The following is a 14,587-nucleotide window of genomic DNA, read 5'->3' as shown; positions in this document are numbered from 1 at the left end:
TGGCCCTATGGTCAAGCGGTTAAGACATCGCCCTTTCACGGCGGTAACCCGGGTTCGAATCCCGGTAGGGTCACCAAATTTCATATAAAGAATGATTATGGGCGCATAGCTCAGTTGGGAGAGCATCTGCCTTACAAGCAGGGGGTCATAGGTTCGAGCCCTATTGTGCCCACCATAATAAATTCAGTGGCCTGGTAGTTCAGCTGGTTAGAATGCCAGCCTGTCACGCTGGAGGTCGAGGGTTCGAGTCCCTTCCAGGTCGCCAAAACACGCTGGCGTAGCTCAATTGGTAGAGCAACTGACTTGTAATCAGTAGGTTGGGGGTTCAAGTCCTCTCGCCAGCTCCAAAGATTTAGGAGGAGTTCCCGAGTTGGCCAAAGGGGACGGACTGTAAATCCGTTAGCTCAGCTTTCACTGGTTCGAATCCAGTCTCCTCCACCAATAAAAGTAAATTACTTAATATGCGGGTGTAGCTCAGTGGTAGAGCCCCAGCCTTCCAAGCTGGTTGCGAGGGTTCGATTCCCTTCACCCGCTCCATAGAATCAATAACGTGCACCTATAGCTCAGTAGGATAGAGCAACGGACTTCTAATCCGTGTGCCGGGGGTTCGAATCCTCCTAGGTGCACCATTATGTTGGGGTGTAGCCAAGCCGGTAAGGCACTAGACTTTGACTCTAGCATTTTCGCAGGTTCGAGTCCTGCCACCCCAGCCACTTTTTAAATTTGATCCATTAGCTCAGTCGGCAGAGCACCTGACTTTTAATCAGGGTGTCCCGCGTTCGAGTCGCGGATGGATCACCATGGAGAGGTACCGAAGTGGTCATAACGGGGCGGTCTTGAAAACCGTTTGGGCTTTGCGGCCCACGTGGGTTCGAATCCCACTCTCTCCGCCAAAAGGAGAAGTACTCAAGTGGCTGAAGAGGCTCCCCTGCTAAGGGAGTAGGTCCCGATAAGGGGCGCGAGGGTTCAAATCCCTCCTTCTCCGCCACATTCTTTAAGGGCCTTTAGCTCAGTTGGTTAGAGCGTCCGGCTCATAACCGGCAGGTCCGGGGTTCGAGTCCCTGAAGGCCCACCAATTACATATCTGCTTTTTGCCCAGATAGCTCAGTCGGTAGAGCAGTGGACTGAAAATCCACGTGTCGCTGGTTCGATTCCGGCTCTGGGCACCATTTTTTATTTAGCTAGGGGTGTAGTTCAGCGGCAGAACGTCGGTCTCCAAAACCGAATGTCGTGGGTTCAAATCCTGCCACCCCTGCCAAATTTAGCGAGGGCCTTTAGCTCAGTTGGTTAGAGCGTCCGGCTCATAACCGGCAGGTCCGGGGTTCGAGTCCCTGAAGGCCCACCATAAAAAAAGAACTGTTTTTTAAACAGTTCTTTTTATTTTATTCTTTACTTATTATCTGATCCATAGCAAAACAGACTATGTTTTTTAGGATGAATTTAATATTATCAAGTACAAAATTCTTGTCAATACAAACATCTATGATACTATTTAGTGAAGGCATAAAAGAGTTAACACTTTGAGCTATTAGATGAATATCACTTGCATATACAAAAGTTATTAACTGATCTTTTTCGTTTAGTGCTTTATTAACATAGAAATCAATATTAAAAGATCCAGTTTTACTCAATAAAACGGTGCCATTTGGTAGATAAAGATTGATTTCTATATCAAGAAATGGACTGTAATTTCCTGTAACGGCTATCGTACTTTCATAGTTTGAAATATGATCGATTAAAAACATGTAATTAATTTTCTCAAAATCTACGTTAAAACTCTTTAAATTATTAATTATATCGTATATTTTCAAGATTTTTGGCAAATAATAAATATCATCATAGTTGTGTTTAAGAATTTTATATAACAAATCTTCTGATTGGGTTTTAAGATAATCTTTGTAAAATTGAATGCAATCTAGACCTGTATAAACATCATTCCTTTCAATGCCTAAGAATTTCTCAATAGTTTTGAGTTTATAATTATCTAAATCTAAGTATATTTTGTTTTTCAATATATCTTTATAGATGTCTCTAGTATTTACAAACTCGAATGTAATATTATGCTTTTGCATTCTATTTTTTAAAAATGGAATATCAAAAGTATCACCATTGTAAGTCATGACAATAGAATTCGGATTATAATCATCAATAAATGCTTTTAAAATTAAAGCCTCTTCATTTATGTCTTCTGCAAAGTATTGGATCATTTTGTAACTATTAGTATTAGAATCAAAATTTATAACACCAATTAGATATACATATGAATATTTGCTGTTTAATCCCGTAGTTTCAATATCTAAGAAAGATAAATCATTATTTATAAACTCATCAATATTGCTTTCTAGATAAGATATATTTTCTGTTATTATTTTCATAAATTTTCACCTAAAGAACAATTATTAACATTATAAATTTGCTTCAAATAGATTTCTTATTTCTTCTTTGTCTTCTGTAAACCCAAGAATTACACATAGTTTTATCCTGGCTTTTTGTCCAGGTAAATTTCCACCAAAGATGACACCTAAATCTTTTAAATGTTTTCCTCCTCCTTCATACCCATATGTGTAAAGTACTCTTCCAGTATTGCATCTGGAGACTAAACCAATAACCATACCATCGGCTAAAGCGCGTTTTATACCTGGTACAAGATTTGGGGGTACGTTGCCTCTACCCAATGCTTCGATTATAAGACCTTTGTAATTGTTATTTATGTAATATTCAATTATACCTGCATCCATTCCTGCATAACATTTTAACAAACCTACTTTTTTCTCAATTTTATTAGTTTCTATGTGTTGTCTCTGTATTATATTTCTATAATAAAGGGCTTCATCATTATCAACTATTCCTAAAGGTCCAAATTCAGGTGATTTAAATGTATCTAGTGAAAGTGTATTGGTTTTTGTAACTTCGCTTGCAGCATTTATTTCGTTGTTCATGACAACTAAAACACCTTTATCTATTGAGTTAGGGGAAAGTGCTGTACAAATGGCTGCAGAAAGATTGCTTGAACCATCGTAACCTAATTCTGAAAAATTTCTCATAGCTCCAACAATAATTACTGGTTTTTTTGTATTCAACAATAAATCTAGCAAATACGCAGTTTCCTCTAAAGTATCAGTCCCATGTGTTATTATTACAGCATCTGTGTTTTCATCGTCAGTTTTAGATTTAACTAAGTAGAAAAGATCCATTAAAATATCAAGATCAATATGTGGACTTGGCAAATTTGAGAAATTGATGATTTCTATCTCTGCCATGTCTTCTATATTCTTGATAGTACCTATGATTTCATCAGCATTTAATGCAGGGATTGCTGCATGAATATCGGGGTCTATTTTCATTGCAATGGTACCACCAGTAAAAATAATCGCTATCTTTTTTTTCATTTGTAAACCTCCATTTTGTAATAACAAAATCGTATCACAGTATTTTCCTAAACACAATATCTAAGCAAGCAAATACATAAAATAGTTTATATGTAGTTTGTACTAATGTATAATATAGTTATGATTTAATTATAAGAGGTGTAAAGATGATATATTTGGATAATTGTTCAACCACAAAACCTAGAAGAGAAGTAATTGAAGCTATTAACAATTGTATGTTATATGAATTTGGCAATCCCTCTTCATTGCACAAACTAGGATTAAGTGCAGAGAAAAAATTAAACAGCGCTAGAGAAGAGATTTCAGATTTTCTTCATTGTAAGCCTACTGAAATTTATTTTACATCTGGTGGTACTGAGAGCAATAACATTGCTCTCCAGGGCGCAATAAAGGCAAAAAAAAGAAGCGGAAAACATATAATCACTTCAAAATTGGAGCATCCATCAGTTCTAAATGTCATAAAAGCATATGAGAAGAAGGGATATGAAGTAACTTATTTATCCAATGATGAATATGGAAGAATTGATCTATTAGAACTTGAAGAAAGTATTAAAGAGGAAACCATACTCGTATCAATAATTCATATTAATAATGAGATAGGTGTTATACAAGATATAAAGAAAATTAATCATATAATAAGATATAAAAATCCTAACATTCATTTTCATGTAGACGGGGTTCAATCATTTGGCAAACTAAATATATCTGTTAATGAAATGGGAATGGACAGTTTTTCTTTTAGCGCTCATAAAATCCATGGACCTAAGGGGATAGGTGGACTTTTTTTAAGAGAAAAGGCGAGAATTGAGCCGATTATTTTTGGTGGAAATCAGGAAAAATCGCTTAGATCTGGTACTGAAAATATCCCAGCAATCACTGGATTTAGTAAAGCAGTAGAGATAGCAAGAAATAATTTATTTATAGAGAAATCTGAAGTTGAGATTATTAAAACTAAATTTGCAAAATATTTTTTAGAAAATATCAGTGATATAAAAATAAATTCTCCACTTGACGAGACAGGATCAAGCTATATACTCAGTGTATCTTTTAAAGATGTCAGAGGAGAGGTTTTACTTCACATGTTAGAAGACAAAGATATATATGTATCAACTGGATCAGCGTGTTCTTCAAAATCAAATAAAAAGAGTCATGTTTTAAAAGCAATAGGGCTAGATGATAATCTAATAGAAGGAACAATAAGACTTTGTTTTTCCTATGAAAATGTTGATGATGACATTGAATATGTATTAGAAGAAATAAATAATTGCGTTAGATATATACGAAATATTATTAGGAGATGATAAGTTGGATAGAGTAATAAGTATTAGTTTGGGAGAAGTTGTTTTAAAAGGCTTGAATAGAAAATATTTTGAAAACAAGCTAATAGATAATATAAAAAGAGTTTTAAAAGGATTAGGCGATTTTAAAATATATAAAGAACAAGGTAAAATTTATATAGAAGGGGTTGAAAATGAAGAGGAAATAGCAATAAACAGACTAACCAAGATATTTGGGATAATTTATGTAAGTCCTTGTATAAGAACATCTACTGAACTTGAGGACATAAAAAAAGCAAGTATTTGTTTGTTAAACGAGAAGGTAAAAGATGAAAATGGCATTGTGACATTTAAAGTCAACACAACCAGATCCGATAAGAGATATCCTTTAATATCCCCTGAAATTTCAAGAATAGTTGGAGCTGCAATATTAGATAATATTAATAATGTTAAAGTAGATGTAGTTTCACCTATGATTAATGTGTATATAGATATAAAGGAGAATGCTTATATTTATATTGAAAAGTTTAAATCCAGAGGAGGTTTACCTATTGGGACTAATGGAAAAGGTCTGTTGCTTTTGTCTGGAGGAATTGACAGCCCTGTTGCTGGGTATATGATGGCAAAACGAGGAGTGGAGATTGATTGCCTTCACTTTCACTCATACCCTTTTACTTCTCAAAGAGCTGAAGAGAAAGTTATTAAATTAGCAGAAGAATTATCTATTTATACAGGCCCACTCAGAGTATTTAGCGTCAATTTATTAAACATACAAAAGGCAATAAATGAAAATTGTCCTGAAGATCAAATGACTATTCTCTCAAGAAGATTCATGATGAGAATAGGAGAAAGAATTGCACAAGATAACGAGTATGATTGTTTAATTACTGGTGAAAATCTAGGGCAAGTAGCAAGTCAAACTATTGAAAGTATAAATGTCATAGAGAAAGCTGTAGATACCACAATCCTAAGGCCACTCATAGGATTTGATAAAACGGATATTGTAAAAATGGCAGTAGAAATTGAAACTTATGAGACTTCAATTCTGCCATATGAGGATTGCTGTACAGTATTTTTGCCAAAGCACCCGTTGACAAGACCTAAACTAAAAGATATTTTAGATGCTGAAAAAAGTCTAGATATAGAATCTCTTATAGATGAGGCATTAGAGAATAAAAAAATACACTATATTAAATAGAACAGAACCCCTTGGTGTTCTGTTTTATTTTAATTTAAAACAAAAATTCATATAAATATTGACATGATTGATGTTGTAACTTATACTAAACTAGTACGTGTTTAGTAAATATAAACTTTTTGTTTAATGGCATATACAATGGAGGAAATCATGAATATTGGAGAAAAAATAAAAGAGCTTAGAGTTAGGAATAATCTGACACAAGAAGAACTTGCGGACAGATGTGAACTTACAAAGGGCTTCATATCTCAGTTAGAAAGAGATTTAACTTCACCTTCGATATCTACACTAATAGATATATTGGAATGTTTAGGCACTAATTTAAAAGATTTTTTCAGTGAAGAAGTAGAAGAGAAGATTGTTTTTCATAAAGAAGATATTTTTGAGACTGAAAATGATGAACTACGGTATGTATTAAGCTGGATAGTTCCAAATTCGCAGAAGAACTTAATGGAGCCAATTAAAGTTGATTTGCTGCCAGGAGGAAAGACTAAAGAGGACTATCCTCATGAAGGTGAAGAATTTGGATATGTTTTAAAAGGAAACATAACTTTGTATATAGGTAATGAAAAATACAAAGTTAAAAAAGGCGAAAGCTTTTACTATAAAGCGAATAGATATCATTATATTTCGAATGAATATAATACTGGTGCTTCTTTTTTGTGGATTAGCACTCCACCTAATTTTTAGCGAGGTGAAAAAATGTCAAAAGTTCATACTATCGATTTAATTAATTTATCAAAGAAATTTGGAGAGGATTTGGTATTAGATAATATAAATTTATATATAAGACAAAATGAATTCTTGACTCTTCTTGGGCCAAGTGGCTGTGGTAAAACAACTACATTGAGAATTATAGGAGGATTTGAAACCCCTACAGAAGGAAAAGTAATTTTTGAAGGAAATGACATTACGGATTTACCACCATATTTAAGACAAATAAATACTGTTTTTCAAAGATATGCATTATTTCCACATTTAAATGTATATGAAAACATTGCATTTGGTTTAAAGATAAAGAAGAAAAGCAATGAAGAAATTAAGCAAAAAGTAACGCGAATGCTAGAACTTGTGAATTTATCAGGTTTTGAAAAGCGAAATATTGAATCTTTAAGTGGAGGACAACAGCAGCGAATTGCTATTGCAAGGGCTTTAGTTAATGAACCAAAAGTACTGCTTTTAGATGAACCATTAGGAGCATTGGATTTAAAGCTTAGAAAGGAAATGCAAGTTGAATTAAAGAAAATGCAGCAAAGTGTAGGCATAACTTTTGTTTATGTTACTCATGATCAAGAAGAAGCTTTGACGATGTCAGACACTGTTGTGGTCATGGATAAGGGTAGAATACAGCAGATAGGAACACCAATAGATATTTACAACGAACCTCAAAATCGATTTGTTGCACAATTCATAGGTGAAAGTAATATTTTAGATGGAATAATGGAGCAAGATTTCAAAGTTTGGTTTTTGGGAAAGGACTTTATATGTGTAGACAGAGGATTCAATAAGGAAGAAGAAGTTGATGTTGTAATAAGACCTGAAGATGTTGAAATTGTTGAATCTGATAAAGCACAATTAATGGGTATAGTTAAAAGTGTATTATTTAAAGGGGTTCATTATGAGATGGAAGTACAAACTGATGATTATACTTGGAAAGTACATTCAACTCTAATGAAAGATGTTGGAAGTTATGTTGGTTTGAGAATAGTACCAGATAATATACATGTCATGAGAAAGGAGAAATAAATGAAATTAAATAAGCATGGGTACTTTTATCTAGTTTGGATGGCAATTTTTATAGCTATTCCGTTGCTTATGGTAGTTTATTTTGCTTTTACAACTGGAGATAGCCAAAGTATTTCTTCATTTAGTTTTAGCTTAGAAAATTTTAAGAGATTCTTTACGCCAATGTATTTAGAGGTCCTTAATAAGTCAATCCAATTAGCATTGATTTCAACTATTATTTGTTTATTATTAGGATATCCAGTTGCATACATAATAAGCAAAGAAAAAATACAGTACAGAAATGTATTGATACTGTTATTTGTTATTCCCATGTGGATGAATTTTTTACTTAGGACTTATGCATGGCTTACACTATTGGGGAAAAACGGCATTATTAATTTTTTTATAACAAGATTAGGTTTTAAACCTCTAGATTTATTATATAACGATTTAGCAGTTCTATTGGGTATGGTTTATAATTTTTTACCATTTATGGTACTACCTATATTTTCTGTTTTAACTAAGATGGATAATAGCTTAATTGAAGCGTCGTGGGATTTAGGAGCTAATAAATTTAAAACATTTATGAAAGTCACTTTTCCACTGAGTCTACCTGGGGTGATTTCAGGCATTACTATGGTTTTCATACCAGCAGTTAGTACATTTGTTATATCGAGTTTATTAGGAGGCAATAAAACTTATTTAATAGGTAATCTCATCGAGCAACAATTTAGATATACTGGGGATTGGCATTTTGGGTCAGCAATGTCCATAATTTTGATGGTATTTATATTAATATCCATGGCACTGACATCTAAATTTGACAAAGGAAAAGAAGGAGACGGGGGTGGACTGTGGTGAGAAAGAATATAAGCAGGATTTACACAGCGCTGATTTTTATATTTTTATATACCCCTATAGTTGTATTGATTGTTTTCTCATTTAACAATTCAAAATCTAGAGGAAATTGGGACGGGTTTACCATAAAATGGTATATACAATTATTTAGCAATAAAGAGATCTTAAGATCTTTATATTATACATTGATTATTGCAATTGTTTCATCATTATTTTCTACTATAATGGGAACTTTTGCAGCTATTGGAATATATGATATGCGAGGTTTTACAAAAAAATTCGCATTAAATTTAAACTATCTACCAGTATTAAACCCTGATATAGTAACAGCTGTATCATTCATGGTATTGTTCAAAATGGCAAAGCTGGAATTAGGCATAGTTACTATTATATTAGCTCATATAACATTTTGTACTCCTTACGTAATATTATCTGTATTGCCTAAATTAAAACAAATGAATAAGCATCTTGCAGAAGCAGCACTAGATCTTGGAGCTACACCTTTTTATGCAATAAGGAAAGTAATAATTCCCCAGATAATGCCTGGGATTGTGACGGGAGCATTGTTGGCTTTTACTTTGTCTATTGATGATTTTGTAATTAGTTTTTTCACTGCAGGAAAAGGGGTTTCGAATTTGAGCATAATGATATATTCCATGGCTAGAAGAGGGATTAATCCTGTAATTAATGCTTTATCTACACTCATGTTTTTAACACTTATGGTATTATTATTAATAATTTATAAAAGAAGTAATAAAGAGGAGGCACAAACAATTGAAAACTAAATTTACAAAAAGCATTTTATTATCTTTATTTATTGTATTTTCAATCTTCACAATTTCTGGTTGTTCTGATGATAGACCTACAATAAACATATACAACTGGGGTGACTATATAGATCCAGAGGTATTGGACATTTTTGAGGAAGAATACAATGTTAAAGTAGTATATGATACTTTTGCAACCAATGAAGATTTATATGTAAAAATCAAACAAGGCGGAAGTAGCTATGATGTTATTTTCCCATCAGACTATATGATTGAAAGAATGATTAAAGAGAATCTCATTCAAAAAATAGACATTAACAAAATACAAAATATAGAGAATGTAGACGAAAGATTTATGAATTTAGATTATGATCCAGATAACCAATATTCAGTTCCTTACATGTGGGGCACTGTTGGGATAATATATAACAAGAATTTAGTTAATAGACCGTTGACTAAGTGGGCAGATTTATGGGATGAAGAATTTAAGGGTGAGATAATCATGCTCAATAGCCAAAGAGATACTTTAGCTGTAGCCTTGAAAAAACTCCATTATTCTATGAATACAAGAAATATTGACGAACTAGAAGAAGCCAAAAATGAGTTAATTAAGCAAAGACCATTGGTATATGCATACCAAGGAGATGAAATAAAAGATTCAATTATTAGTGAGGAAGCTGCTATAGGAGTTGTATGGTCCGGTGACGCTGTAGCTATGATGAGAGAAAATCCAAATTTAGTATATGTGCTTCCTGAAGAAGGAACAAATTTGTGGTTTGATGCTATGGTTATACCAAAAGATGCTAAAAATGTAGAATTAGCACATGAGTTTATCAATTTTATGCTAAGACCAGATATAGCTGCAAAAAATGCAGAATATATTGGCTATTCTTCACCATTGCCAAAGGCTATTGAGTTGCTGAGCGATGAATTAAAGAACAACAAAGTTGCATATCCTGACTTTAGTGAACTAGAGAATACAGAAATTTTTAAGGATCCATCTGACATGCTGCAAGAGTATGATAGAATCTGGACAGAGATTTTTAGCTCCATGTAAATCTAATATTTTTATACTTCCTAAATTAAAAAGGTCTGTATGATATGACCAATATTTAGGAAGTATTTTTATGGGTATAAATTAATAAAATTAAGCAGAGGTGAGATTATGGAAATAAAATTTTTTGGAGCTACAAAATTTGTAACTGGTTCAAATATCCTCATATCTACAAAAAAGTATAATTTATTACTGGACTGTGGCATGTTTCAAGGAGAAAAAGAAATCGAGGATTTTAATTTCGCCCAATTTCCATATGATCCTCAAAAAATAGATTATCTAATTTTAACACATGCTCATATAGACCATAGCGGCAGGATTCCAAAACTTGTAAACGAAGGGTTCAAAGGCAAGATAATATCTACAAAACCAACAATGCAGTTATGTGAAATCATGCTTAAAGATAGTGCGCATATTCAAGAATCTGACGCCGTTTGGGAAAACAATAGAAGAAAAAGGGCCGGGGAAGAATTAAAGAAACCACTGTATACAATACAAGAAGCGCAGCATTCTATCTCCTATTTTAAAACTTATGATTATGATCAAGAGATAAAGTTAAATGATGATATAAAATTGATCTTTAGGGATGCAGGACATATCTTGGGTTCTGCAATTCTTGAACTATGGATAAATGAAGATGGCAACAACATAAAGATAGTATATTCAGGAGATTTAGGCATGCCTGGGAGACCAATAATAAGAAATCCGGAGTATATTGCTGATGCTGATTATTTAATAATTGAGTCAACTTATGGAAACAGAATACATGAGAACTATTCTGACAGTATGGACAAATTGATCGATATAATTGAAAGAACTGCATTAAGAGGAGGAACTGTTCTCATACCTTCTTTTGCTGTAGGCAGAACTCAAGAACTTATCTATGAATTGAACAAGTACTATGAATACACAAATACTGAAGAATACAAAAAAATACCAATATATATAGACAGCCCAATGGCAATTGAGGCAACGAGAATATTTCAGGAAAATGCTATATACTTTGATGAAGATGCTAAGAAATTGATTTTATCAGGGGACAACCCTTTTGCGTTTGATAACTTAAGATATGTACAGAGCCAGGAAGAGTCGATGAATTTAAATAAAGCTCAGTATCCTAAGGTCATTATTTCAGCCAGTGGAATGGCAAACGCAGGGAGAATTAGACATCATCTAAAACATAATCTTTGGAATCCTCAAAATAGTTTAGTTTTTGTTGGGTATCAAGCTGAAGGAACTTTAGGTAGATTAATACTCGATGGGGTGAAAAAAGTTAAGCTATTAGGTGAAGAGATAATAGTAGGGTTAGAAGTATATAACTTACAAGGATTTTCCGCACATGCAGACATACTCCATATAAGAGAATGGTTATCTCATTTTGAAAAAAAACCTAAAAAAGCTTTTGTGGTTCATGGAGAAGTTGATGCTGCAAATAGTTTATCAAGAGAGCTTCTATACGATTTTGGGATTGAATCAATTATACCAAATTTTGGAGATGGCTTTATAATAAAAGACGGCTTTACATCTCAAATTAGTGACTTGGATATAAATATACTGAATGAAAGATTTGATATTTTGAACGAAATTGAATTGTTGGAAGATGAAATTAAGAACTTAAAACTTCTGATAGAAGAAAATAAAAATGATAAAATATTAAGAAAGAGTTATGATATACTAAAAAATAAAGTAACAGAAATAAAGAATGCTTTATTAGAAATAAATATATTATTAGGAAAATAGAGGAGGAAATATGAAATTTGTAACTAATTTATCAAACAATCCTTATTATAATTTGGCGTTTGAAGAATATTTATTCAAAAATTTGCCAGAGAATGAAGAATGTGTTTTTTTGTGGATAAATAGTCCTGCAATAATAGTAGGTAAAAACCAAAATACAATTGAAGAAATAAATCAACATTTCGTTTTAGAAAAAGATATTAAAGTAGTCAGGAGAGTTACAGGAGGAGGAGCAGTGTACCATGACTTTGGGAATTTGAATTTTTCAATAATAAAAAACGTGGAAGGTAAAGAAAAAATAGATTTTTCTGTTATAAATATTCCAATTGTGAAAGCTTTAGAAAAATTTGGGATAAACGCAGAACTATCTGGAAGAAATGATTTGACTGTTGAAGGAAAGAAAATATCAGGAATTGCACAATCTTTGCATAAAAGAAAAGTCTTAAATCATGGGACAATACTTTATGATACAGATTTAAGTGTGCTATCACAAGCACTAAATGTAAAGCAAGACAAAATAGAATCTAAAGGTGTTAAATCAGTTAAATCAAGGGTAACAAACATTAAACCATATATGAAAAAAAATATTGATATTATGGAATTTAAAGAAATATTGCTCAAATATATATTTGACTATCTAAATGAGCCTTTTGAAGAATACAAATTATCAGATGAACATCTTGAGAATATTGATAGATTATGTAAAAATAAATACAATACTTGGGAATGGAATTATGGGCAGTCGCCTGATTTTAATTGGAAGAATTATAAAAGATATCCATCAGGTTCAATAGACATTAGACTAGAAATAAAATCTGGAATAATTACAAACGTGAAAATATATGGCGATTTTTTTGCAACAAAAGATGTCTCGGAATTAGAAGAATTATTAAAGAACAATCAATACGAAAAAAGCAAAATTGCAAAAACAATATCAGAAATTGAAATTTCGGATTATCTTGGGAATATAAGTACAGATGATTTTTTAGAATTATTATTTAATTAAGAGGACCTATATGAGAAAAAAAATAATAGCTTTAATTATTGTCGCGATTATTATATTAATTGGTTTAGTAGTTTTGCCTAGATATTTGTCTCATACAATTAATAAGGAAGAAGTAGTAATTGAAGTTGAGCAAGGAGACAATTTAAAAGATATAGCTAATAAATTGTATGAAGTAGGTGCAATTAGGAGTAAAACTTATTTCTACTATAAAGGAAAATCAATTGGAACAAATATAAAAACCGGAGAGTACAAAATCACTCAAAATATGGAATTTGAGGACATTTATAAAGTGTTAACTGTGGGAAATGGAAGTAACACTATTAAAGTAACTTTCCCAGAGGGTTTTACCTTATATCAATTTGCTACAAAGTTAGAAGATAATGGGTTAGTGGATAAAGATGAATTTATAACCGCAACTGAAAACTATTTTGACGAGAATATATCAAAAGAAGTGGATAATAAAGATATGTATTTTAGCTTAGAAGGCTATCTTTTCCCAGACACTTATTTTTTTAGTAAAAATCAGAATGCAAAGGACATTGTAGCATTGCTGGTAGGAACTTTAAATGACAAGTGGACACAAGAAATGGAAGATCAAAGAATCAAAATTGATAAAACTAAACATGAGATATTGACAATAGCTTCATTGATCGAGAGAGAAGCATATAATGACGAAGAAAGGGCAAAGATAAGTGGTGTCATATACAATAGGATTAAGATAGGAATGCCTCTTCAAATCGATGCATCTGTTATATATGGAAAAGGTAAGGGCAAAGAACACACAAGCGTACTAACTAAAAATGATTTATTGGAGCCAAATCCATATAATACCTATTTGAATAAGGGACTTCCTCCAGGGCCAATTGCTTCACCTGGATTAAAATCAATTAAGGCGGCGCTTTATCCTGAAGAACATGAATACTATTACTATGTAATGGGTGAAAATGGTCATGTATTCGCAAAAACGTACGAAGAGCATATGAAAAATGTAGAAAAGTATAGGAATATGAAATAAATAATAACCCACTGTCATAAACCATAATTGGTAAATGAGAGTGGGTTTTTTGGTGCCGAAGGCGGGAGTCGAACCCGCACGGTGTTGCCACCGCTGGATTTTGAGTCCAGTACGTCTGCCAATTCCATCACTTCGGCATGATTAACACAAAAATAATGATAACACATAATAATTCAAAAATCAACTAATATTTTTACCTGATATAATCAATTGATATATTATTTACCTAATTATATAAATAATGATATACTATAGTTATTTGAAAGAGACCAGCTAATTAAAGTCAATAGATTTTAGCAAAATAATATTAAATATTTTTTGAAAAATTAATAATAAAAAAATGCACACCTAATAAACCAATGATTATTGGTTTAAAAAACGAAGCTGTTATTTAAAATTGTTCTTTGAAAACTAAACATTAAATACAGATCATTAGGCTACTGAAGACCTAGTAAGAAGTAGTTCCTCATGCTCTTCTGGGGTTCTTAGCTCAAAAGGCTTTTTGTCTCTCATGACGGCGAATATAATATTTACTAATTTTCTCATTACAGCACCTAATGC

The 14,587-nt window shown here is 32.3% G+C and carries 12 protein-coding genes and 16 tRNA genes; 25 read left to right on the top strand and 3 right to left on the bottom strand.

Going from position 1 to position 14,587, the window contains the following annotated elements; genetic code table 11:
• Window position 1: 1 nt before the first annotated feature.
• The 15 genes from BO51_RS09240 to BO51_RS09170 all read left to right on the top strand — a co-directional run bounded on the left by BO51_RS09240 (window position 2) and on the right by BO51_RS09170 (window position 1,345).
• Window positions 2-76: transfer RNA gene (locus BO51_RS09240), tRNA-Glu, on the top strand.
• Window positions 77-99: 23 nt separating this feature from the next.
• Window positions 100-175, top strand: a tRNA-Val gene (locus BO51_RS09235).
• Window positions 176-188: 13 nt separating this feature from the next.
• Window positions 189-265: transfer RNA gene (locus tag BO51_RS09230), tRNA-Asp, on the top strand.
• 6 nt (window positions 266-271) lie between these two features.
• Window positions 272-347 (top strand) — tRNA-Thr (locus BO51_RS09225).
• Window positions 348-355: 8 nt separating this feature from the next.
• Window positions 356-441, top strand: a tRNA-Tyr gene (locus BO51_RS09220).
• Between the two features lie 22 nt (window positions 442-463).
• Window positions 464-537, top strand: a tRNA-Gly gene (locus BO51_RS09215).
• Between the two features lie 15 nt (window positions 538-552).
• Window positions 553-629: transfer RNA gene (locus BO51_RS09210), tRNA-Arg, on the top strand.
• A gap of 6 nt (window positions 630-635) precedes the next feature.
• Window positions 636-713 (top strand) — tRNA-Gln (locus BO51_RS09205).
• A gap of 12 nt (window positions 714-725) precedes the next feature.
• Window positions 726-801 (top strand) — tRNA-Lys (locus BO51_RS09200).
• 1 nt (window position 802) lies between these two features.
• Window positions 803-893: transfer RNA gene (locus BO51_RS09195), tRNA-Ser, on the top strand.
• Between the two features lie 3 nt (window positions 894-896).
• Window positions 897-988 (top strand) — tRNA-Ser (locus BO51_RS09190).
• Window positions 989-998: 10 nt separating this feature from the next.
• Window positions 999-1,075: transfer RNA gene (locus tag BO51_RS09185), tRNA-Ile, on the top strand.
• Window positions 1,076-1,093: 18 nt separating this feature from the next.
• Window positions 1,094-1,169: transfer RNA gene (locus BO51_RS09180), tRNA-Phe, on the top strand.
• A gap of 14 nt (window positions 1,170-1,183) precedes the next feature.
• Window positions 1,184-1,258 (top strand) — tRNA-Trp (locus BO51_RS09175).
• 10 nt (window positions 1,259-1,268) lie between these two features.
• Window positions 1,269-1,345, top strand: a tRNA-Ile gene (locus tag BO51_RS09170).
• A gap of 37 nt (window positions 1,346-1,382) precedes the next feature.
• Here BO51_RS09170 and BO51_RS09165 read toward each other — a convergent pair.
• Both BO51_RS09165 and BO51_RS09160 read right to left on the bottom strand, forming a co-directional pair.
• Window positions 1,383-2,375 (bottom strand): ribonuclease H-like domain-containing protein, encoded by a 993-nt coding sequence (locus BO51_RS09165; RefSeq protein ID WP_496486041.1) that lies wholly within the window; start codon window positions 2,373-2,375, stop codon window positions 1,383-1,385.
• Between the two features lie 30 nt (window positions 2,376-2,405).
• A complete protein-coding gene (locus BO51_RS09160) occupies window positions 2,406-3,389 on the bottom strand; it encodes an asparaginase (protein WP_496486039.1) in 984 nt (327 codons plus the stop codon).
• A 146-nt stretch (window positions 3,390-3,535) separates the two neighbouring features.
• Between BO51_RS09160 and BO51_RS09155 the strand changes: the two genes are divergently transcribed.
• From BO51_RS09155 to mltG, 10 genes are all read left to right on the top strand, one after another.
• Window positions 3,536-4,690 carry a cysteine desulfurase family protein gene (locus BO51_RS09155; RefSeq protein WP_496486037.1) on the top strand — a complete coding sequence of 385 codons (1,155 nt, stop codon included), beginning with the start codon at window positions 3,536-3,538 and terminating at the stop codon, window positions 4,688-4,690.
• A gap of 4 nt (window positions 4,691-4,694) precedes the next feature.
• A complete protein-coding gene (thiI, locus tag BO51_RS09150; RefSeq protein ID WP_496486035.1) occupies window positions 4,695-5,864 on the top strand; it encodes a tRNA uracil 4-sulfurtransferase ThiI in 1,170 nt (389 codons plus the stop codon).
• A gap of 150 nt (window positions 5,865-6,014) precedes the next feature.
• A complete protein-coding gene (locus tag BO51_RS09145; RefSeq protein ID WP_496486033.1) occupies window positions 6,015-6,554 on the top strand; it encodes a helix-turn-helix domain-containing protein in 540 nt (179 codons plus the stop codon).
• A gap of 12 nt (window positions 6,555-6,566) precedes the next feature.
• A complete protein-coding gene (gene potA / locus BO51_RS09140; protein WP_496486032.1) occupies window positions 6,567-7,610 on the top strand; it encodes a spermidine/putrescine ABC transporter ATP-binding protein in 1,044 nt (347 codons plus the stop codon).
• Window positions 7,611-8,450: an ABC transporter permease gene (locus BO51_RS09135; RefSeq protein WP_496486030.1), complete on the top strand. Its 840-nt coding sequence runs from the start codon at window positions 7,611-7,613 to the stop codon at window positions 8,448-8,450.
• Window positions 8,447-9,232 carry an ABC transporter permease gene (locus tag BO51_RS09130; protein WP_496486028.1) on the top strand — a complete coding sequence of 262 codons (786 nt, stop codon included), beginning with the start codon at window positions 8,447-8,449 and terminating at the stop codon, window positions 9,230-9,232. Before BO51_RS09135 ends, BO51_RS09130 begins: the two co-directional genes overlap by 4 nt.
• Window positions 9,222-10,271, top strand: a complete 1,050-nt coding sequence (locus BO51_RS09125; protein ID WP_496486026.1) for an ABC transporter substrate-binding protein — start codon at window positions 9,222-9,224, stop codon at window positions 10,269-10,271. The genes BO51_RS09130 and BO51_RS09125 overlap by 11 nt, the downstream gene beginning before the upstream one ends.
• A 108-nt stretch (window positions 10,272-10,379) precedes the next feature.
• A complete protein-coding gene (locus BO51_RS09120; RefSeq protein ID WP_496486024.1) occupies window positions 10,380-12,008 on the top strand; it encodes an MBL fold metallo-hydrolase in 1,629 nt (542 codons plus the stop codon).
• 10 nt (window positions 12,009-12,018) lie between these two features.
• On the top strand, window positions 12,019-13,011 hold the full coding sequence (gene lplA, locus BO51_RS09115; protein WP_496486022.1) for a lipoate--protein ligase: 993 nt from the start codon (window positions 12,019-12,021) through the stop codon (window positions 13,009-13,011).
• A gap of 10 nt (window positions 13,012-13,021) precedes the next feature.
• Window positions 13,022-14,026 carry an endolytic transglycosylase MltG gene (gene mltG / locus BO51_RS09110; RefSeq protein WP_496486020.1) on the top strand — a complete coding sequence of 335 codons (1,005 nt, stop codon included), beginning with the start codon at window positions 13,022-13,024 and terminating at the stop codon, window positions 14,024-14,026.
• 50 nt (window positions 14,027-14,076) lie between these two features.
• Here mltG and BO51_RS09105 read toward each other — a convergent pair.
• Window positions 14,077-14,163 (bottom strand) — tRNA-Leu (locus BO51_RS09105).
• Window positions 14,164-14,587: the final 424 nt, after the last annotated feature.

This window comes from Soehngenia saccharolytica DSM 12858, from assembly GCF_059568515.1.
This window is presented reverse-complemented; position numbering and strand designations above follow the sequence as displayed.

Bases quoted from the DNA above. Each gene is read 5' to 3' on its own strand.
- BO51_RS09165 (WP_496486041.1), bottom strand. From the start codon at position 2,375: ATGAAAATAATAACAGAAAATATATCTTATCTAGAAAGCAATATTGAT.
- BO51_RS09160 (WP_496486039.1), bottom strand. From the start codon at position 3,389: ATGAAAAAAAAGATAGCGATTATTTTTACTGGTGGTACCATTGCAATG.
- BO51_RS09155 (WP_496486037.1), top strand. From the start codon at position 3,536: ATGATATATTTGGATAATTGTTCAACCACAAAACCTAGAAGAGAAGTA.
- BO51_RS09145 (WP_496486033.1), top strand. From the start codon at position 6,015: ATGAATATTGGAGAAAAAATAAAAGAGCTTAGAGTTAGGAATAATCTG.
- potA (WP_496486032.1), top strand. From the start codon at position 6,567: ATGTCAAAAGTTCATACTATCGATTTAATTAATTTATCAAAGAAATTT.
- BO51_RS09135 (WP_496486030.1), top strand. From the start codon at position 7,611: ATGAAATTAAATAAGCATGGGTACTTTTATCTAGTTTGGATGGCAATT.
- BO51_RS09120 (WP_496486024.1), top strand. From the start codon at position 10,380: ATGGAAATAAAATTTTTTGGAGCTACAAAATTTGTAACTGGTTCAAAT.
- lplA (WP_496486022.1), top strand. From the start codon at position 12,019: ATGAAATTTGTAACTAATTTATCAAACAATCCTTATTATAATTTGGCG.
- mltG (WP_496486020.1), top strand. From the start codon at position 13,022: ATGAGAAAAAAAATAATAGCTTTAATTATTGTCGCGATTATTATATTA.